This window comes from Nonomuraea sp. NPDC050783, assembly GCF_040802095.1.
In the GTDB taxonomy this organism is placed as follows: Bacteria; Actinomycetota; Actinomycetes; order Streptosporangiales; family Streptosporangiaceae; genus Nonomuraea.
Genome location: NZ_JBFAHK010000014.1, coordinates 183294 through 203351, shown reverse-complemented (window position 1 = coordinate 203351; position 20058 = coordinate 183294). Strand labels below are relative to the sequence as shown.

Annotated in this window: 16 protein-coding genes; 9 read left to right on the top strand and 7 right to left on the bottom strand. The window is 72.1% G+C overall.

Annotated elements, in window-relative coordinates; all coding sequences use genetic code 11:
- Nucleotides 1-23: 23 nt before the first annotated feature.
- The 3 genes from AB0H75_RS32630 (at nucleotide 24) to AB0H75_RS32620 (ending at nucleotide 7134) form a co-directional block, all read left to right on the top strand.
- A complete protein-coding gene (locus AB0H75_RS32630; RefSeq protein ID WP_367803054.1) occupies nucleotides 24-2522 on the top strand; it encodes a DNA topoisomerase (ATP-hydrolyzing) subunit A in 2499 nt (832 codons plus the stop codon).
- Between the two features lie 195 nt (nucleotides 2523-2717).
- The gene (locus AB0H75_RS32625) at nucleotides 2718-3998 is read left to right on the top strand and encodes an alpha-amylase family protein (RefSeq protein ID WP_367803052.1); all 1281 of its coding nucleotides are present in this window, start codon (nucleotides 2718-2720) and stop codon (nucleotides 3996-3998) included.
- Between the two features lie 76 nt (nucleotides 3999-4074).
- Nucleotides 4075-7134 (top strand): glycoside hydrolase family 3 N-terminal domain-containing protein, encoded by a 3060-nt coding sequence (locus AB0H75_RS32620; RefSeq protein ID WP_367803050.1) that lies wholly within the window; start codon nucleotides 4075-4077, stop codon nucleotides 7132-7134.
- Nucleotides 7135-7144: 10 nt separating this feature from the next.
- Here AB0H75_RS32620 and AB0H75_RS32615 read toward each other — a convergent pair whose 3' ends face one another.
- Both AB0H75_RS32615 and AB0H75_RS32610 read right to left on the bottom strand, forming a co-directional pair.
- Nucleotides 7145-7519: a VOC family protein gene (locus AB0H75_RS32615; protein ID WP_367803048.1), complete on the bottom strand. Its 375-nt coding sequence runs from the start codon at nucleotides 7517-7519 to the stop codon at nucleotides 7145-7147.
- Nucleotides 7520-7709: 190 nt separating this feature from the next.
- Nucleotides 7710-8030 carry a hypothetical protein gene (locus AB0H75_RS32610; protein WP_367803046.1) on the bottom strand — a complete coding sequence of 107 codons (321 nt, stop codon included), beginning with the start codon at nucleotides 8028-8030 and terminating at the stop codon, nucleotides 7710-7712.
- A 145-nt stretch (nucleotides 8031-8175) separates the two neighbouring features.
- Between AB0H75_RS32610 and AB0H75_RS32605 the strand changes: the two genes are divergently transcribed.
- The 3 genes from AB0H75_RS32605 (at nucleotide 8176) to AB0H75_RS32595 (ending at nucleotide 10575) form a co-directional block, all read left to right on the top strand.
- A complete protein-coding gene (locus tag AB0H75_RS32605; RefSeq protein ID WP_367803044.1) occupies nucleotides 8176-8670 on the top strand; it encodes a beta-class carbonic anhydrase in 495 nt (164 codons plus the stop codon).
- A 244-nt stretch (nucleotides 8671-8914) separates the two neighbouring features.
- Nucleotides 8915-9610: a hypothetical protein gene (locus AB0H75_RS32600; RefSeq protein WP_367803042.1), complete on the top strand. Its 696-nt coding sequence runs from the start codon at nucleotides 8915-8917 to the stop codon at nucleotides 9608-9610.
- Nucleotides 9607-10575, top strand: a complete 969-nt coding sequence (locus AB0H75_RS32595; protein ID WP_367803040.1) for a LysR family transcriptional regulator — start codon at nucleotides 9607-9609, stop codon at nucleotides 10573-10575. Before AB0H75_RS32600 ends, AB0H75_RS32595 begins: the two co-directional genes overlap by 4 nt.
- A 180-nt stretch (nucleotides 10576-10755) precedes the next feature.
- Here the strand turns inward: AB0H75_RS32595 and AB0H75_RS32590 are convergent, their stop codons facing one another.
- Entirely contained in the window at nucleotides 10756-12846 is a 2091-nt protein-coding gene (locus AB0H75_RS32590; RefSeq protein WP_367803038.1) for a type IIA DNA topoisomerase subunit B, read from the bottom strand.
- 224 nt (nucleotides 12847-13070) lie between these two features.
- On the opposite strand from AB0H75_RS32590, the gene AB0H75_RS32585 reads away from it, so the two are divergent.
- Nucleotides 13071-13301: a hypothetical protein gene (locus AB0H75_RS32585; RefSeq protein ID WP_367803036.1), complete on the top strand. Its 231-nt coding sequence runs from the start codon at nucleotides 13071-13073 to the stop codon at nucleotides 13299-13301.
- A gap of 107 nt (nucleotides 13302-13408) precedes the next feature.
- Here the strand turns inward: AB0H75_RS32585 and AB0H75_RS32580 are convergent, their stop codons facing one another.
- On the bottom strand, nucleotides 13409-14143 hold the full coding sequence (locus AB0H75_RS32580) for a GNAT family N-acetyltransferase (protein WP_367803034.1): 735 nt from the start codon (nucleotides 14141-14143) through the stop codon (nucleotides 13409-13411).
- A gap of 63 nt (nucleotides 14144-14206) precedes the next feature.
- On the opposite strand from AB0H75_RS32580, the gene AB0H75_RS32575 reads away from it, so the two are divergent.
- Complete coding sequence (locus tag AB0H75_RS32575) at nucleotides 14207-14944, top strand: YaaA family protein (protein ID WP_367803032.1); 738 nt, start codon at nucleotides 14207-14209, stop codon at nucleotides 14942-14944.
- A gap of 87 nt (nucleotides 14945-15031) precedes the next feature.
- Here AB0H75_RS32575 and AB0H75_RS32570 read toward each other — a convergent pair whose 3' ends face one another.
- The 3 genes from AB0H75_RS32570 to AB0H75_RS32560 all read right to left on the bottom strand — a co-directional run bounded on the left by AB0H75_RS32570 (nucleotide 15032) and on the right by AB0H75_RS32560 (nucleotide 19624).
- Nucleotides 15032-16690, bottom strand: coding sequence for an RNA polymerase sigma factor (locus AB0H75_RS32570; protein ID WP_367803030.1), 1659 nt, complete (start codon nucleotides 16688-16690; stop codon nucleotides 15032-15034).
- Nucleotides 16691-16932: 242 nt separating this feature from the next.
- Nucleotides 16933-19026 (bottom strand): SpoIIE family protein phosphatase, encoded by a 2094-nt coding sequence (locus tag AB0H75_RS32565; protein WP_367803028.1) that lies wholly within the window; start codon nucleotides 19024-19026, stop codon nucleotides 16933-16935.
- 217 nt (nucleotides 19027-19243) lie between these two features.
- Complete coding sequence (locus AB0H75_RS32560; RefSeq protein ID WP_367803026.1) at nucleotides 19244-19624, bottom strand: hypothetical protein; 381 nt, start codon at nucleotides 19622-19624, stop codon at nucleotides 19244-19246.
- A 154-nt stretch (nucleotides 19625-19778) separates the two neighbouring features.
- Here AB0H75_RS32560 and AB0H75_RS32555 point away from each other — a divergent pair, with 154 nt between their 5' ends.
- On the top strand, nucleotides 19779-20003 hold the full coding sequence (locus AB0H75_RS32555; protein WP_367803024.1) for a hypothetical protein: 225 nt from the start codon (nucleotides 19779-19781) through the stop codon (nucleotides 20001-20003).
- Nucleotides 20004-20058 lie beyond the last annotated feature (55 nt).

Sequence of the window (20058 nt, the reverse complement as noted above, 5' to 3'; positions counted from 1 at the left end):
GGCACCCGAATTTCTTCGGCACAATGTTCGACATGGCCCGACGCACGACAACGCCCCCGCCCGAGGACTTCGAGGAGCGCATCGTCGACATCGACGTCTCCTCGGAGATGCGCACGAGCTTCCTTGAGTACGCCTACTCGGTCATCTACCAGCGGGCGCTGCCCGACGCGCGTGACGGCCTCAAGCCCGTGCAGCGGCGCATCCTCTACTCGATGGCCGAGATGGGCCTGCGCCCCGACCGCGGCCACGTCAAGTCCTCGCGCGTCGTCGGCGACGTCATGGGCAAGCTGCACCCCCACGGCGACTCCGCCATCTACGACGCCCTGGTGCGCCTGGCCCAGCCGTTCTCCATGCGGCTGCCGCTGGTCGACGGCCACGGCAACTTCGGCTCCCCCGACGACCTGCCGGCCGCCATGCGCTACACCGAGGCCCGGCTGGCCCCGGCGGCCATGCTCATGGTCGAGTCCATCGACGAGGAGACCGTCGACTTCAAGCCCAACTACGACGGCCAGGAGACCGAGCCGGCCGTCATGCCGTCGGCCTTCCCCAACCTGCTGGTCAACGGCGCCAGCGGCATCGCGGTCGGCATGGCCACCAACATGGCGCCGCACAACCTCGTCGAGATCGTCGCCGCCGCCCGCCACCTGATCAAGAAGCCCGACGCGACCCTCGACGACCTCATGGAGTTCGTGCCGGGGCCCGACCTGCCGACCGGCGGCACGATCATCGGGCTCCAGGGGGTGCGCGACGCGTACGAGAGCGGGCGCGGCACATTCCGCATGCGGGCCAAGTGCTCGATCGAGCAGATCACGCCGCGCCGCAAGGGCATCGTGGTCACCGAGCTGCCCTACAACGTGGGCCCCGAGCGCGTGGTCACCAAGATCAAGGAGCTGGTCAACAGCAAGAAGCTCCAGGGCATCGCCGACCTCAAAGACCTCACCGACCGGCACAAGGGCCTGCGCCTGGTCGTCGAGATCAAGAACGGTTTCATCCCCGAGGCCGTCCTGGAGGAGCTCTACCGGCTGACGCCGATGGAGGAGTCCTTCGGCATCAACAACGTCGCGCTCGTCGAGGGCGAGCCGCGCACGCTCGGCCTGCGCGAGCTGCTGCAGGTCTACATCGGCCACCGGCTGGAGGTCGTGCGCCGCCGCTCCGAGTACCGCCGCCGGCGGCGCGAGGAGCGCCTGCACCTGGTCGACGGCCTCATCGTCGCGCTGCTCAACATCGACGAGGTCATCCAGGTCATCCGCTCCTCCGACGACTCCGCGCAGGCGCGCACCCGCCTCATGGACGTCTTCGACCTCACCGAGATCCAGGCCGCCTACATCCTCGACACGCCGCTGCGCCGCCTGACCCGCTACGACAAGCTGGAGCTGGACCAGGAAAAGGAGACGCTGAGCGACGAGATCGCCAAGCTGACCGAGATCCTGTCCTCGGAGGCCAGGCTGCGCCAGGTCGTCTCGGCCGAGCTGGCCGACGTGGCCAAGAAATACGGCACGCCGCGCCGCACGGTCCTGCTGGACGCCGCGGGCGTCTCCCGTACCGCGGTGGTGGAGCTGCAGGTGGCCGACGACCCGTGCCTGGCGCTGCTGTCGTCCACCGGCCTGCTGGCCCGCACCGCCGACGCCTCGCCGCTGCCCGCCGAGGGCGAGCGGTCGGCGCACGACGTGCTGGTCTCGGCGGTGCGCACGTCCGTACGTGGCGAGGTCGGCGTGGTCACCTCGCTGGGCCGGCTGATCCGCGTCCAGGTCGTGGACCTGCCGACGCTGCCGGCCACGGGCGCCCCGCCGTCGTTGTCGGGGGGCCATCCGGTCTCCGAGTACGTCTCGCTGCAGCCCGACGAGAAGGTCGTGGGGCTCGGCTCGCTCGACCCCGACGGGCCCGGGCTGGCGCTCGGCACGACGCAGGGCGTGGTCAAGCGGGTGGTCCCCGACTACCCGGCCAACCGCGACGACTTCGAGGTCATCACCCTCAAGGACGGCGACACCGTGGTGGGCGCGGTCGAGCTGGAGTCGGAGTCGCACGACCTGGTGTTCATCACCTCCAACGCGCAGCTGCTGCGCTACCAGGCCGCGCTCGTGCGCCCGCAGGGCCGGCCGGCCGGCGGCATGACGGGCATCCGGCTGGACGACGGGGCCCGGGTGATCTGGTTCGGGGTGGTCGATCCCGAGCGGCCCGCCCGGGTGGTCACCGTCGCCGGGTCGTCCACGGCGCTGCCCGGCACGCAGGTGGGCGGCGGCAAGATGTCCGACTACGCCGAGTTCCCCGCCAAGGGGCGGGCCACGGGCGGCGTACGGGCGCAACGTTTCCTCAAGGGCGAGGACGAGCTGCTGCTGGCCTGGGCCGGCCCCGCGCCGGTCAAGGCGGTCTCGGCGGTGGGCAAGCCGGTCCCGGTGCCGGAGGAGCTGGGGCGGCGCGACGGCTCCGGCGTACGCCTGACCCACACCATCGGGGCGATCGGCGGCGCCCTGGCCGCCGTCCCGCCCGTCCCGCCGTCCCCCGCCACCCCGGCGGACGGCTGACCCGCACCCACGACGACGACGGCGGCCCGGGCACGGGGCGGGCGGCGGAGTCCGCCCGGGGCCCGATCGGGCGGCGGAGTCCGCCCGGGGCCCGATCGGGCGGCGGAGTCCGCCCGGGGCCCGATCGGGCGGCGACGGCCGCCCGGGGCCGCCCGGGAGGATCGAGCGTTCTCCCGACGGCATAGGCTGGCCGGCGTGACGTCCTGGCAAGAGCACGCGATCTGGTGGCACATCTACCCGCTGGGCTTCACCGGTGCCGAGCCGGTCGCCCTGCCGCCGGGGGCGCCCGTGCGCCACCGCCTGCGCCGGTTGGAGGCGTGGCTCGACTACGCCGTCCGGCTCGGCTGCTCGGGGTTGCAGCTCGGCCCGATCTTCGCCGCCGAGACCCACGGCTACGACACGCTCGACCACTTCCGCATCGATCCGCGCCTCGGCGACGACGCGGACTTCGACCACCTGGTGGCCGCCGCCGGCGCCCGCGGCCTGCGGATCGTCCTGGACGGCGTCTTCAACCACGTGGGCCGCGGGCACCCGCTGTTCGGCGATCCGGCGCACGCGCACTGGTTCGTGCCCGACGGGGACGGCGGCCACCGCACGTTCGAGGGCCACCACGGCCTCGTCACGCTCAACCACGGCCATCCCGACGTGCTCGACCACGTCGTCCGCGTCCTCGACCACTGGCTGGCGCGCGGCGCGTCCGGCTGGCGGCTGGACGCCGCGTACGCGATGCCCGCCGCCTTCTGGCGTGAGGCCCTGGCCCGGGTCCGCCCGCTGCACCCGCAGGCGTGGTTCGGCGGCGAGGTGATCCACGGCGACTACGCCGCCTACGTGGCCGGCAGCGGCCTGGACTCGGTCACCCAGTACGAGCTGTGGAAGGCCCTGTGGAGCTCGCTCAACGACGGCAACTTCTTCGAGCTGGCCTGGGCGCTGAAGCGGCACGACGCGCTGCTGGAGACGTTCGTGCCGCTGACCTTCGTCGGCAACCACGACGTCACCAGGCTCGCCACCCGCCTCGACGACGGGCGCCACCTCGGCCACGCGCTGGCCGTGCTGTTCACGGTGGCCGGGCTGCCGAGCGTCTACTACGGCGACGAGCAGGGGCTGCGCGGGGTGAAGGAGGACCGGCCCGGCGGCGACGACGCGATCCGGCCCGCCTATCCCGACCGCCCGGAGGAGCTGGATCCGGCGGGGTCGCCGGTGTACCGGCTGCACCAGCGGCTCATCGGGCTGCGCCGCCGCCATCCGTGGCTGGTGCGGGCCCGGACGAGCGTGCCCCATCTCACCAACACGGCGGTCGCGCTGGAGTCGGCCGGGGCGGGCCGCGTCCTGACGCTGCTCAACGTGGACGACGAGCCCTACCGGTTCCCGCTGGAGGCCGCGGGGCTGGCCGTCGCGGACGCCTCCGACGAGCGCGCCACGGCCGCGGATCCCTGCTTCGTCCCCGCGCACGGCTGGAAGATCCTCACCTTGGCCTGATCCGGACAGTTATGGACGGCGGGCGGCCACCGATCTTAACTGGGAGAGCGCTCTCTCTGAATCGGGAGGTACACCCGTGTTCCGACGCAGACCACCGTCATGGGCGGCGGCTCTGGCCTTACTGGTCCCGCTCCTCGCCGTACCGGCCGGCCCGGCCCGGGCCGCCGCCGATCCGCCCGTCCTCGTCGACTTCGACTCCGGCGGCATCCCCTCCGGCGTGTACGCCTGGGGCAACGACACCGCCTCCACCCCCACCCTGACGATCGAGCCCGGCGCCGACCGCCCCGGCGCCCCCTCCGGGAACCAGGTGCTCAGGAGCGGCTACGCCATCAGCCAGTGGGGCGGCTGGTCGCAGGACCTGGCCGCGACCCAGGACTGGTCGCCGTACGAGGGCTTCTCCTTCTGGGTGAAGGGCGAGGGCTCGGGCCGGCGGATCTTCTTCGAGCTGAAGGACGGCGGCACCGGCCCGGGCGCGGCGGAGCTGTTCGAGTCCTCGTTCACCGACGACGCGGCGGGCTGGCGGCAGGTCAAGGTGCCCTTCGCGAGCTTCACCCGCCGCGCCGACTACCAGCCCGGCGGCGCGCCCACAGACGGCGAGCTGGATCTGGTCGCCATGTGGGGCTACGCGATGCGCCTGCCCACGGCCGCCGGCACCCTGGAGTGGGACCAGGTCGAGCTGTACGGCACCGCTCCCCCGCGCCCCGCCCGCCTGACCACCGACCAGCCGGTCTACCCGGTGAACGAGCGCTCCGAGGCCAGGGTGAGCGTCACGGTCACCACGGCCACCGGCGCACCCCTGGAGGCCGCGCTGTCCGTCGCGTACCGGACCGGCACCGGCACCGCCACCCCCGGCAGGGACTACACGCCGGCCGAGGGCACGCTGACCTTCCCCGCCGGCACGGCGTCCGGCTCGTCCAGGTCGTTCACCGTGAAGATCCTCGGGGACGGCGGGAACGAGGTCGCCGAGACCGTGCCCGTCGAGCTGTCCGGCGCGGGCACCAGGCCGCCCGCCGAGCCCCCGGTCATCGTGATCAACGCGCACGGGCTGCCGTACCTGGACGCCCGCAGGCCCGTACGGGAGCGCGTGGCCGACCTGCTGGGCCGGATGACGCTGGAGGAGAAGGTCGGCCAGATGACGCAGGCCGAGCGCCTGGCGCTGGCCAAGCAGAGCGACATCGCCGCCTACCGCCTCGGCTCGCTGCTGTCCGGCGGCGGCTCCACGCCCACCCCCAACACGCCGCGCGGCTGGGCCGACATGATCGACGCCTTCCAGCTCCAGACCCGCGCGACCCGGCTGCAGGTGCCGCTGATCTACGGCGTGGACGCCGTGCACGGCCACAACAACGTGACCGGCGCGACGATCTTCCCGCACAACGTCGGCATGGGCGCCACCCGCGACGCCGACCTGGTGCGGCGGGCCGGCGAGGTCACCGCGGACGAGGTCAGGGCCACCGGCGTGCCGTGGGACTTCGCGCCGTGCCTGTGCGTGTCGCGCGACGAGCGCTGGGGCCGCGCGTACGAGTCGTTCAGCGAGGACCCGGCCCTGGTCACCCGCATGACCACGGTCATCGACGGCCTCCAGGGCCACGGCGTGCTGGCCACCGCCAAGCACTACGTCGGCGACGGCGGCACCGCCTACGGCTCCTCCACCACCGGCGACTACACCATCGACCAGGGCGTCACCAGGGTCAGCAGGCAGGAGCTGGAGGCGATCCACCTGGCGCCGTTCGCCGCGGCGGTCAGGCGGGGGGTCGGCAGCGTCATGCCGTCGTTCTCCAGCGTCGACTTCGGCGACGGGCCGGTGAAGATGCACGCCCACAAGGAGCTGATCACCGACGTGCTCAAGGGCCGGCTCGGCTTCAAGGGCTTCGTGATCAGCGACTGGCAGGCCATCGACCAGATCCCCGGCGACTACCCGAGCGACGTGCGCACCTCGGTCAACGCCGGGCTCGACATGATCATGGTTCCGTACGCCTACCCCGAGTTCACCAGCACGCTGAAGGCCGAGGTCGAGGCCGGACGGGTGCCGGTGTCCCGGGTGGACGACGCGGTCGCCCGCATCCTGACGCAGAAGTTCCGCCTCGGCCTGTTCGAGCACCCGTACGCCGACCGCTCCCACCAGGCCGACGTGGGCTCCCCCGCGCACCGCGCGGTGGCCCGCGCCGCCGCCGCGAAGTCGCAGGTGCTGCTCAAGAACGACGGCCGCCTGCTGCCGCTGAGCCGCGACGCCAAGGTGTACGTGGCCGGCTCCAACGCCGACGACATCGGCAACCAGAGCGGCGGCTGGACGATCACCTGGCAGGGCTCGTCCGGGCCGATCACCCCCGGCACGACGATCCTCCAGGCCGTCCGCGACCGCGCCGCCTCGGTGACCTACTCGCGCGACGCCTCGGCCGACCCCGCCGGGCACGACGTGGGCGTGGTGGTCGTGGGCGAGACCCCGTACGCGGAGGGCTTCGGCGACGTCGGCCGCCAGGGCCGCACGCTGGAGCTGTCGGCCGCCGACCGGGCCGCCGTGGACAGGGTGTGCGGTGCCCTGAAGTGCGTCGTGGTCGTCGTGTCCGGCCGCCCGATGGCGCTGGGCGACCTGTCGGGCGTCGAGGCCGTGGTGGCCGCCTGGCTGCCGGGCACCGAGGGCGCGGGCGTGGCCGATCCGCTGTTCGGGGCGGTGCCGTACACCGGGCGGCTGCCGGTCACCTGGTTCCGCACCGTGGACCAGCTCCCGATCAACGTGGGCGACGCCGCCTACGACCCGCTGTTCCCCTACGGGTGGGGCCTGCGGACCGACCCGGCCCGCGACCGGCTCAGGGCGGCCCGCGACGAGCTGGCCGCCGGTGACGGCCCGGCCAGGGCCGCCGCGGCCGCGCTGACGCTCGCCCTGGCCGGCCGCAACTGGAACGCCGACGGCTCCGTACGCGAGGCGCGCACGGTCCTGGCCGCGCTGGGCGTGGCCGCGACGCTGCTCGAACGCGCGAAGAGCGCCGCCTACGCCCAGGGCGACGCCGTCGTCTCGGTGGCCAGGGACCTGGCGCAGAGCGTGGGCAGGCGGCCCGACCTGCAGGCGCGGGCCGACCACGAGCTGGCGGCCGGCCACCTCAGGAAGGCGGTGGACCTGCTGGCCCAGGCCGCCCGCTAGGGCTCGCCGCTCAGCTCACGCAGAGGCAGAACGGGTGACCGGCCGGATCGAGGAAGACGCGGAAGTCGTCGTCGTCCTCGTCCGGCTGGTGCTCGTGCTTGACCGCGCCGATCTCCAGCACCCGCTTCTCGGCCTCGTCCAGGTCGCTCACCAGGAGGTCCAGGTGGAGCTGCTGGGGCCGCTCGGGGTCGGGCCAGGTCGTGGGGCGCAGGTCGGTGGCGAGCTGGAACGCCAGCCGCTTGGGCGCGCCGCCGTCGCTGATCACCACCCAGTCGTCCTCGACGGACGTGATCGGCCAGCCCAGCAGCTTGGAGTAGAACTCGGCCAGCCCCTTGGGGTCGGGTGTGTCGAGCACGACGGTCCGGAACTCGGCGATGCCACTCATCATTCACCTCTGAGACGTCGAAAGGGGGTTCTGCGCCCGGCTGCCGGCCGTCGCGATCGGCGACGGCGACGGCGTGAACTACCCCGATGCCGATCCGGCACACCTGGCAGGACAGGCGGCACGGGCAGCTCAGGGGCTCAGGCGGCCGGCGTTCAGGCGGCCGGGGCTCAGGCGGCCGGGGTTCAGAGGCTCAGCCGGCCGGTGAGGCCGCGATCGCGGTCGGGAGGGCGCGCAGCAGCTCGTGCGGCTCGCCGCCCTCCCAGCGCCGGACCAGCCGGACGCCGGCCTCGCCGGGCGCGAACTCCTCGCACCCCAGCGGCCCGAAGCAACCCACCTCGTCCAGCAGCAGGAGGAACGGATCGTCCTCGGGCAGACCGGTGACGTAGGCGGCGGTGTCGAGGAGGGCCAGCGCGCACCGGGCGTTGCGGCCGCCGTCGTTGGCCTCCACACGGTCGAGGCGGCGCCGGGCTTCGGCACGGAGGAACGCGGCGAGCGATTCGGACCTACTCACGACCCACCTTCTTCTGACGGCGTACGAAGGGCTACGTCATCATCACGCATCGTCACCGGATTTCGGGGGAGGTTTGCGAACTCCGGCCCGTGTCGCGGCGCCCCCGGTGTCCCGGAGCCCTACGTCATGCGGGATCATCGGTGCCATGAGCGCGTTCGACGACCTGTATGCCGCCAACGCTGAGTTCGCACGAGACTTCGCCGACTCCGGCCTCACCGGGCGGGCCGCCCGCGGGCTGGGCGTGGTGACCTGTATGGACTCCCGGATCGACCCCCTGGGCCTGCTCGGGCTCAAACCGGGTGACGCCAAGATCCTCCGTAACGCCGGCGCCCGCGTCACCGACGACGTGCTGCGCACCCTGGTGCTGGCCGTCTACGTGCTGGGCGTCGAACGGGTGCTGGTCATGCCGCACACCGACTGCGGCATGACCAAGGTCACCGACGCCGACGTCCACAAGCTCACCGCCGACCGCGGGGTGGACACCCGCAGCCTCGACTTCCACACCGTCCCCGACCAGCACGAGGCGCTGCGCCACGACCTGACCCGCATCCGGACCAGCCCGTTCCTGCCGCAGGGCATGCCGGTCGCCGGCGCGATCTACGACGTCCACTCCGGCCGGCTCTCCCCGATCGACTTCTGACCCGTCCGCGATCCCGGCCTCCGGCTCCCGGCCGCCGCCCCGTCCGGGCGGGGCGGGGGAGGCGGAGGCCCCGAGAACACGTCCCGGAGCTCCCGGAACCGCCCCCAGGACTCCCGCTGTCGGCTCCCGAGGTCCGTGCGCACGGATACGCGAAGTGGGCTTCCCGCCTGGACATGAGCGATCGCTCATGGCGCACGCCTGGTCCGGTATTGGTGCTCAGGCCGGAGCGTCACATAGTGGGGCCATGAACCGATCGCTGCGCGTCGCGGTCATTGGCGACCGCGACCCGACCTTTCCTCCGCACGTGGCCACCGGCGACGCGCTGCGGCACGCCGCCGCGCACCTCGGCATCGGGGTGGACGTCCGCTGGCTGGCCACCGAACCGCTCGAATCCGACCTGACCGAGGTCAAGGCCGCCGACGTGTTGTGGTGCGCGCCCGGCAGCCCGTACCGCAGCCTGCGCGGCGCCCTCGCCGCCCTTCGGCACGGCCGCGAGCACGGCGTGCCCACCCTCGGGACGTGCGGCGGCTGCCAGCACATGGTCATCGAGTACGCCCGCCACGTGCTCGGCCACGAGGACGCCCAACACGCGGAGTACGACCCGTACGCCTCCACCCTCTTCGTGTCGGAACTGGCCTGCTCGCTGGCCGGCAAGACCATGCCCGTCACCCTGGTCCCCGGTACCCGAGCGGCCGCCCTGTACGGACGGACCGAGGTCGAGGAGGAGTACTACTGCAACTTCGGTCTCGACCCCGGCCGGCAGGAGACCCTGCACGACGGTGGCTTCTCCGTCACAGGAGTGGACGGCGACGGCGAGGCCCGGGTGCTGGAGATCCCCGGCCACCCCTACTACGTGGCCACCCTGTTCGTGCCGCAGACCCGCTCGCGTCCCGAGGCCCCGCACCCGCTGGTCGTCGGCCTGCTGCGCGCGGCGCTGTGACCTTCACCCAGCTGAGGATCCTGCAGGCGGTCGCGCGCACCGGCAACATGACCCGGGCCGCCGAGGAACTGGCCACCACGCAGTCCGCGGTCAGCCACGCGCTGCGCGCCCTGGAGAGCGAGCTGGGGGTCGCGCTGCTGGTGCGGGGCAACCACGGGGTGAGCCTGACGGCGGCTGGGCGTGCCGTGTGCCGCCGCGCCGCGCTCATCCTCACCCAGGTGGAAGCGCTGGAGCAGGAGGTGGCCGCGGTCCGCGAGCAGGAGCGTGGCAGCCTGCGCGTCGGCGTCATCCCCAGCGCCAACGTCCGGCTGCTGCCGCCGGTCCTGCGGCGGTTCGGGGACGCGCATCCGCAGGTGCGGCTCACGGTGATGGAGGGCTCGGACGACGAGGTGCTGGAGTGGCTCACAACGGGAGCGGCGGACATCGCGACCGTGTCGGCCGGGGTGGCGGGCGCACGGGCCCCCACGGCCGCGCTCCCCGCGGGGTTGACGGCGCGGCCACTCGCCACCGACCGCATGCTGGCCGTCCTGCCCAGCGGTCACGCCCTGGGCGTCCGCGACTCGGTACCGGTGGCCGAGCTGTCCCGGCAGCCGTTCATCATGTCCACGGGCGGCTGCGAGCCTCTGATCACGGCACTCGCGCGGGCGGCGGGGGCGAGCCTGAGGTGCCACTACCGGGTGCGCGACACCCACAGCATTCTCGCCATGGTCGCCGAGGGGCTCGGGGTGAGCATCGTCCCTGAGCTGTCGCTGCCCGCCCATCGCCCGGGCGTGCACGCGATCCCGCTGGACCCGGCCGCCGAGCGCACCGTCCTTCTCGCCTTGCCCGCCGACCCGCTCCCGACGGCCACCGCCTTCGCCGAACTGGCCATCGCCCTCACCCCCGGCCCGGCCGCGCCGGAGGGCCGGGCCCCGGCAGGGAACTCGCGGGCCCGGCCCAGGATTCCGCCGGCTTCTCCCCGGTGATCTGACATACCCGGCCGGCCTCGAACGTTCCTCGGCCCGCAGGGCCGGGCCGGCGGACGACCGGGGAAACCGCGCTGCCAGGGGCCCAGGAGACGCCTCCAGGGGCCCCAGCACGCGCGAACGGCCCCTCCCCCATACCCGGGGAGGGGCCGTGACGTTTCGGCGGTCCTGAAGGGGGTTTCAGGCGTCGATGGCGTCGCGATCGACCTCGGCGGCGCTGGTGACGAGGAACTCCCGCCGCGGCGCGACGTCGCTGCCCATGAGGAGGTTGAAGATGTGCTCGGCGGCCTCGGCGTCCTCGATGCGCACCCGGCGCAGGATGCGGTGGCGCGGGTCCATCGTGGTCTCGGCGAGCTGGTCGGCGTCCATCTCGCCCAGGCCCTTGTAACGCTGCACCGGGTCCTTCCAGCGCTTGCCGCGCCGCCCCAGGTCGCGCAGCACCTTCTGCAGCTCGGCGTCGGAGTAGCAGTAGATGTACTTGTCCTTGCCGCGGCCGGGGTTGGTCAGCTCGATGCGGTGCAGCGGCGGCACCGCGGCGAAGACCCGCCCGGCCTCCACCATCGGCCGCATGTAGCGGTAGAAGAGGGTGAGCAGCAGGCAGCGGATGTGGGCGCCGTCGACGTCGGCGTCGGCCATGAGGATGACCTTGCCGTAGCGGGCGGCCTCGATGTCGAACGAGCGGCCCGAGCCCGCCCCGACGACCTGGATGATGGCGGCGCACTCGGCGTTCTTGAGCATGTCGCTCACCGACGCCTTCTGCACGTTGAGGATCTTGCCCCGGATCGGCAGCAGCGCCTGGAACTCCGAGTCGCGGGCCAGCTTGGCCGTGCCCAGCGCCGAGTCGCCCTCGACGATGAACAGCTCGCTGCGGTCGAGGCCCTCGCTGCGGCAGTCGACCAGCTTGGCCGGCAGCGCGGAGCTCTCCAGGGCGGTCTTGCGGCGTTGGTTCTCGCGGTGCTCGCGGGCCGCGATGCGGGCCTTGGCGGCGGCGACGATCTTCTCCAGGACGGCGCGCAGCGGCTGCTTGTAGCCGCGCGGCGGATTGGTGAAGATCTCCTTCAGCTCGCGGGAGACCACGTGGGAGACGATGCGGGTGGCCGCCGAGGTGCCGAGCACCTCCTTGGTCTGGCCCTCGAACTGCGGCTCGGGCACCCGGACCGTGACCACGCCGGTCAGGCCCTCCTGGATGTCGTCCTTGGTGACCGGGTCGTCGCCGTTCTTCAGCAGCCGGGTCTCGCGCAGCACCTCGTTGATCGTGCGGACCAGGCCGCGCTCGAAGCCGGTGAGGTGGGTGCCGCCCTTGGGGGTGGCGATGACGTTGACGAACGAGCGCACGGTGGACTCGTAGCCCTTGCCCCAGCGGATCGCCACGTCGACGCTCAGCTCGCGCTGGACCTCGGTGGGCGTCATGTGGCCCTGGTCGTCGAGGACCGGCACGGTCTCGTGGAAGTGGCCGACGCCCTGCAGCCGCAGCACGTCGCAGACCGCCTCGTCGCGGGCCAGGAAATCGACGAACTCGGAGATGCCGCCCTCGAAGCGGAACTCCTCCTCGATGCGCTCCTCGTGCCGGCTGTCGTAGACCACGAGGGTCAGGCCGGGCACCAGGAACGCGGTCTGCCGCAGCCGCACGTGGATCTCGTCGAGCGAGACCTCGGCGTCGGGCAGGAAGATCTGCCGGTCGGCCCAGAAGCGCACCCGGGTGCCGGTGGAGGCGGCGGGGAGCTCGTCGCCGAGGCGCAGGCCGGACTTCTTGCGGAACTTGGCCGTGGGCCCCTCGCCGTCGAAGACGCCGGGGACGCCGCGGCGGAAGCTGATCTCGTGGACCCGGCCGTCGCGGTCGACCTCGACGTCGAGCCGCGCCGACAGGGCGTTGACCACGGAGGCGCCCACGCCGTGCAGGCCGCCCGAGGCGGCGTAGGAGCCGCCGCCGAACTTGCCGCCCGCGTGCAGCTTGGTGTAGACGAGCTCGACGCCGGCCAGGCCGGTCTTGGGCTCGATGTCGACGGGGATGCCGCGGCCGTTGTCGCGCACCTCGATGGAGCCGTCGGCGTAGAGCTCGACCTCGATGCGGTCGCAGTAGCCGGCCAGTGCCTCGTCGACGCCGTTGTCGACGATCTCCCAGAGACAGTGCATCAACCCGCGGCTGTCGGTGGACCCGATGTACATGCCGGGACGCTTGCGGACCGCTTCCAGGCCCTCAAGCACCGACAGGTGACGAGCCGTGTAACCCGTCTCCACTAGAGTCACTCCAGCTCCCCTGGTGTTATGCATCGAACACGTGTGCGTAGCTTACCGTTGTTCCCTTGCGAACGCGTACAAGCTTGCCACGGCGGCATGTTTGCCGTTACCAACCGGCTGATCATCATTACTTTCGGACACATTCCGCTCTGGGCGTACAGAGGAGGCGGTTGGGAAGCCCCACGTCCGGTTAGATGTTGTTCCAAGTGACTGACGCCAGATCCTCGCTTCGGCGGGGGTGACCCGAAAGGCGATACGTGACTGGAGCTCTCGCCCCCGTTAAGCCGCTGACGGCCCTCGACCGCTGCGACCGCTGCGGCGCTCAGGCCTACATTCGCGCGACCCTGCCCATAGGCGGGGAGCTGCTGTTCTGCGCCCACCACGGGCGTCAGCACATCGCGGCGCTGCGCGAAAAGGGCGCCGACATCCTGGACGAGTCGGCTCGCCTCAGCAAGACCCCATCGAATGCCCCCAACGACGAGCGCTGATCCACAGCGCCTGCCGTGATGAGATAACCACATAAAACATACGGAACGGCGACCCTGGGCATGCCCGGGGTCGCCGTTCCATGTCCGCGCGCCCCCGCCCCCGCCGCTCACCGGACGCGGTAGTGGTAGCGGGAGGCGACCTCGAAACCCTCGCCGCGGTACAACGCCTGCGCGGCCCGGTTGGGCTCGGTGGTGAGCAGGTAGGCGGAGGTGGCGCCGGCGTGCCGCACCAGCGCCCGCAGCACCGCCCTGGCCAGGCCGCGCCGCCGCGCCTGTGGCAGGGTGGCCATGCAGTAGATGCCGAGCGTGCCGTCCTGCGGGACGGCGCGGCCCACGGCCAGCGTCTCGCCGCTCTCCTCGTAGGCCCCGTACCAGGCCGGGACGCCGGCGCAGATGCGGGCGGCCCGGGCCAGGCCGCTGTCGTACCGGCCGTCCACAGCCCACCAGGTGTCGAGCCAGCCCGCCCACGGCCGGTCCTCGATCCTGACCTTCTCCTCCGCCGCCGACGCCGGCCGCGCGGCGAGGACGGGGGCGGAGGCGGGGGCGGGGGCGGGGGCGGTCATGACGAGCGTGGGATCCACCCGCTCGTACCCCCTGCGCTCCAGCTCCTCGTCCAGGCCGGGCGGGGCGCCGAGCCCCATCGAGAAGGCGCACCGCTGCCCGCGCCCGCCGTAGAACGCCTCGGCGGCCCCGATCGCCGCGTCCAGGTCGGCCGGGCGGCCCAGGGGCAGCACCGAGTTGGCCCGCTTGGTCACGCCTCCCGCGTAGCGCAGCACCCAGCCGTCGTGGACGCGTTGCTCGTACGCAGGCCACGCTTCATGGACAAGAAGGTCGAAATCCACCCGCGCAGCGTAGCCGACAGGTCACGGCGAGAGCCGGGCCAGGCCCCCATAAGGTAGTGACCTGTGTTGATACTGCTGCCTCCGTCGGAGGGGAAGGCCCAGGAGGGAAGCGGGCCGCCCGTCGGCGAGCTGTCCTTCCCCGCGCTCGACCGGGCCCGCAAGCGGGTGATGAGCGCGCTCATCCGCGCCTCCAAGCGCCGCGACTCCCTCGACGTGCTCGGGCTGACCCCCGGGCTGGCCGGCGAGCCGGCCAGGAACGTGGCGCTGCGGACGGCCCCCACGCTGCCCGCCGCCGAGCTCTACACCGGCGTCCTGTACGACAACCTCGGGCTGGGCACGCTGGAGGAGCCGGCGCGCCGGCGGGCCGAGGAGTCCGTGCTGATCTTCTCGGGGCTGTGGGGCGTGCTGCGGATCACCGACCGGATCCCGCCGTACCGGCTGTCGATGGGGGTCAGTCTGCCGCCGCTGGGCGGGCTGGCGGCCTTCTGGCGGCCCCTGCTGGCCAAGGCCCTCGACCCGGTGCCTGGGCTGGTGGTGGACATGCGCTCGGCCACGTACGCGGGGGCCTGGCAGCCGGGCGAGCGGTCGGTGACGGTGCGGGTCTTCCGGGCCGGCAAGGTCGTCAGCCACATGGCCAAGGCCACCCGGGGCGAGATCGCCCGCGCCCTGCTCCGCCACGACCGCGTCCCGTCCACCCCGGACGAGCTGGCCAAGACCCTCACCGAGCTCGGCCGCACCGTGGACCTCACTCCCCCGCCGCGCCCGTCGCGCCCGTGGACGCTGGACGTCCACCTGCCCTGACCCCGGGCCCGTCGCCGGAACGGGAGAAGGGCCCCGCCCCGAGCGGTGGCTCGGGGACGGGGCCCTTCTCGTGGTGAACCGGCCGTCTCAGTCGAGGTAGTCGCGCAGGACCTGGGACCGGGACGGGTGACGCAGCTTGGACATGGTCTTGGACTCGATCTGGCGGATGCGCTCGCGGGTCACCCCGTAGACCTTGCCGATCTCGTCCAGCGTCTTCGGCTGCCCGTCGGTGAGCCCGAAGCGCATCGACACGACGCCCGCCTCCCGCTCCGACAGCGTGTCGAGAACGGAGTGCAGCTGCTCCTGGAGCAGCGTGAAGCTGACGGCGTCGGCCGGGACGATGGCCTCGGAGTCCTCGATGAGGTCACCGAACTCGCTGTCGCCCTCCTCGCCCAGCGGCGTGTGGAGGGAGATGGGCTCGCGCCCGTACTTCTGGACCTCGACGACCTTCTCGGGCGTCATGTCCAGCTCACGGGCGAGCTCTTCCGGCGTGGGCTCGCGGCCGAGGTCCTGCAGCATCTGCCGCTGGACGCGGGCCAGCTTGTTGATCACCTCGACCATGTGGACCGGGATGCGGATGGTCCGCGCCTGGTCGGCCATGGCCCGGGTGATCGCCTGCCGGATCCACCACGTGGCGTACGTGGAGAACTTGTAGCCCTTGGTGTAGTCGAACTTCTCCACGGCCCTGATCAGGCCGAGGTTGCCTTCCTGGATGAGGTCGAGGAAGAGCATGCCGCGGCCGGTGTAGCGCTTGGCCAGCGAGACCACGAGCCGGAGGTTGGCCTCCAGCAGGTGGTTCTTGGCGCGGCGGCCGTCCTCGGCGATCCACTCCAGCTCGGCGCGGACGTCGACCGGCAGGCCGTCGGCCTCGCCGCTGCCCAGCTGCTCCTCGGCGAACAGGCCCGCCTCGATGCGCTTGGCCAGCTCGACCTCCTGCTCGGCGTTGAGCAGGGGGACCTTGCCGATCTGCTTGAGGTAGTCCTTGACCGGGTCGGCGGTGGCGCCGGCGGCCGCGACCTGCGCGACCGGGGCGTCATCGTCGTCGTCGGAGAGGATGAGGACCTCGTCCTCGCTCTTCTCGGCGACCACGACCTCGGCGGGCTTGGGCTCCTCGGCGTCGTCGTCGTCGCCGTCGTCGCCCTCGGTCTCGGCGTCGGAGTCCACCTCGACGATGTCGTCGACGTCGAGGTCTTCCAGGTCCTCCAGCTCCACGTCGCCGTCGAGCTCGAGGTCCTCGTCGTCGTCCGTCTCGCCCCGCGGGGCCTCGGGCGCCTTCGGCTTGGTCTCGGCAGGCCCAGCAGCGATCTTCGGCTCGGCCTTCTTGGCGGCGGCGGGTGCCGCGGCCTTCTTCGCCGCCGGAGCGGCCTTCTTCGCGGGGGCCGCCTTCTTGGCGGCCGGCTCGGCTTCAGCGGTGCCGACGACCGCGGTCACGGTCTCGGGCTGCTGCTCTTTGGCGGCCGCAGCCGTCTTGGTCTTGACGGGGGCGGCGGTGCGACGCTTTGCTGGACCACGAGACTTCTTCGGCGCAGCCGAATCCGCGGCGGTCACCACCACGGTCACGCCCTCTTTGCTGAGGTTCCGCAAGAACGCGGCGGCGTGCGACATGGGGATGTCCGCCTCCTCGAAGGCCTGACGGACATCCTCAGACTCGAGGAAACCCTGCGAGCGCCCACGCTCGAGCAGTCGCTGAATGACGGGCTCGTTCAGCTCTTGTGGCTTCGAGCGAGTCGAACTTGCAGGCGACACGAACACCTCTCGAACGAACGCGTGGCGACAATGGACCCAGATGCCCGCTGGGGGGCTGTTGCCTCTCTCGGAGATCGGTGAGGCCGTGCGGACCGCGACGGACCTGCACAGCATTGTGGCACGACCCCGCACTCCATACGGCCACCTCCCGGCGGTTGACCTCCACCCTAGGCCGACCGAGGCAGTAGTGCGTACGTAAGCGGGGCACTGATACCCGAAAGCAACCGTTATGACTGTTTCATTCAGTCACTCTTCGTGGCCGGAGGGACGTGAATTGCGAGCGCGGTAACGTCATCATCCTGTTCATATCCAGACAACATCCGGTCAACCAGGAAGTCCAGCAACATGTGCGGACTCTTCACCACCTCAGGCGGCGCTTCGGTCACAACACTGCAAAGGTCCGCGAGTCCGGCGTCCAGCCCGCGCTTCCTGTTCTCCACGAGCCCGTCGGAGTAGAGCACGGCGGTGTGCCCCGGCGGCACCACGAACCGGAACTGCCGGCGGCTGGTCGGCCAGCCCAGCGGCGTGCCCGGCTCGGCGTCGCACAGGATCGCCGTGCCCTGCGGAGAGACCAGCACGGGCGGCGGGTGACCGGCCAGGGCCAGCGTGCCCTCGCCGGTGACGGGCTCGACGACCATGTAGGCCAGGGTCGTGACCTGCTCCTCCTCCTCGGTGGCCTCGAAGACGCGGTCGAGCCCGGTGAGCACGGCCGCGGGCGGCGGGTTGGTCAGCGCCAGGGCGCGCATGGCGTTGCGGATGCGGCCCATGCCGGCCGCGGCCTTGACGCCCTTGCCCATGACGTCGCCGACGACCGCGGCGACCCGCCCGTCCTGCAGCACGAACGCGTCGTACCAGTCGCCGCCGACCTGGACGTGGCGGCTGCCCGAGCGGAAGCGCTGGGCCAGCTCCAGGCCCTTGACCACGGGCAGGCGGTCGGGCAGCAGGCTGCGCTGCAACGTCTCGGCGGTGCGGTGCTCGCGCTCGAACAGGGTGGCCCGCTCGACCGCCAGCGCGCACTGGCCGGCCAGCGCCTCCAGGAAGACGCCGTCCTCCTGGGAGATCTTCTGCGGGCGGGTGAAGGAGAACCGGAGCGCTCCCAGCGCGCGGCCCGCGGCCAGCAGCGGCAGGCCCACCCAGGCCTGCTCGTCGCTGTGGGCGAGGTAGTTGGCCAGCACCTCCTCGTCGCCGCCGGCCTCCAGGAGCTGGGCCCGCAGGCTGTCGGGCGACTCGGCGAAGACCGGCCGGCGGCTGTTGACCGCCATGGTCATCACGCTGGAGCTGGACAGCGGGATCTCCTCGCCGGAGGCGCCGGACGCCTCGGGGATGCCCTCGCCGTTGATCAGCTTGAGCGCGGCGCGGTCGGTGTCGAGCAGCGCCACGGCCGAGCGGTCGGCCGCCAGGGCGGTGCGACCCACGTCGATGATGACCTGCATGACCTGCTCGACGGTCAGCGCCTCGGCGAGCATGGCGGTGGCGCCCTGCAGCCGGGCGGTGCGCAGGGCGGCGGCGCCGAGCTGGTCGGTCAGCCGGCCGCGCATCTCCTCGGCCTCGCGCTGCGGGGTGACGTCGGTGTTGGCGCCGACCCACTCCACGACCCTGCCGTGGCGGATGATCGGCACGGCCCGCACCTCGAAGTGCCGGTAGCCGCTGGCCCGGGTGCGCACCCGGTAGTTCCACTCGAACATGGTGCGCCCGCGCAGCGCCTCCCGCCAGGCCTCCTCGGTCTGCTGGCGCTCCTCGGGGTGGACGACCTCCAGCCAGCCGTTGGCGAGGTATTCCTCCAGGCCCTGGCCGGTGATGGCGCGCCACTGCGGGGCGTCCTCCAGCACGGCGCCCGTGGGCGAGGTGATCCACACGAGCTGGGACTGCGCCTCCACCAGCGAGCGGTAGCGCTCCTCGCTGCGGCGCAGCGCCTCCTCGGTCTGGCGGCTCTCGGTGACGTCCATGCCGACCAGCGCGACGGCGCGCAGCTCGCCCGCCTCGTCGTGCACCGGCGAGAACGACAGCGACCAGTGCCGGGTGTCGCCCTCGGCCGACCGCACCCGCACGCGCCCCTCGGTGACCGGCGCGTCGGTCTCGGCGACGGCCTGCACGGCGTGGGTGATGATCTGGCTGAGGTCGGCGGTCAGCACCTCGACCGGCTGCCTGCCGGTCAGGCGCTCAGCGGGCACGTCGACGACGTCGCAGAAGACGTCGTTGACCCGCTGGATGCGGCCCTCGCCGTCGAAGAACGCGAAGGCGAACTCGGCCTCGGACAGCATGCCCTGGAAGAGGGCGGAGTCTGAGATGTCCACATCCGACTCCCGGGGACGGGGCACGGAGGTCTCGGCGCTCATCGTCCGCACCTCCGTCGCGTGCCAGGGTCTCCCACGCGGCACATCTCCATAGTCGTGTACAGGTACAGCGCGGCTCCGGGCGACCGGATCCTGCAGTACATCATCGGCGATGGGCATGTGCGGACGGAAGCCCCCGCCGCGGCCCGGTCGCCTCTAAGGTCAACGCATCCTGTCAAAATCGCTCCACGTCGCGCAGCAAGATCAGGTTACAGCGCAGCTACTCGGCCGTGGCCGCGCGCTCGGCCCCTTGTGCGGCGGCACGTACGCGGACCAGGCTCTCGGCGTCGACGACGTCGGCGACCGAACGGTGTGACCCCTCCTCGCCATAGGTTCCGGCTGCCTCACGCCAGCCTGATGGTTGAACCCCCAACTGCTTCCCCAGCAATGCCAAAAAAATCTGGGCCTTCCGCTCGCCGTGTCCCGGAAGGGTCATGCGTCGTTCCAGCGGCTCCCCGCCGTGCGCGAGCGACCCGGGGCCGGCGAACGCCTCAGGATCATACGAGGCGGCGCGCTCGGCCGCGCGGCCGCCTCCCAGCCGCTGCGCGATGGTGTGCGGCCCCGCGAACGCCCACTCCTCGGGGATCTGCTGGATGCGCATGGAGACAGCTTCGCACGAATGGGCAGTCGGTGAAGGGAACACAGGCGTCGTGGAGGCTTGACACCCGTCCATGAAAGGATGAAATGAGAGCGCAAGTCGCCCAGCACACATTCCTGAGGGTTTGCCCCCAGGTCTTCAGAGGAATCTGACATCTATGCTCGCTCTGGCCACACGGTTCCTGCGGGAGCCGGTCAGTCTCAGACTGGCCGAAGAGTTCCTGACCGTACCCGTGGACACGATCGACCGATGCGTGGCCGACGTGTGCGCGTGTGCGCAGCATCTGGGCATCTCGGCGACGCCCGAGATCGTGGAACGCGTCGCGCGCGAGCGCCTGCTCGCGATCGTCAACTCGGCGCCACCGCCCCGCGCCCTGCGCTGAGCGCGTCGCCGGCGGCGGATTCCCCGATAACATCGGGGTCACCAGGCCGGGTTCT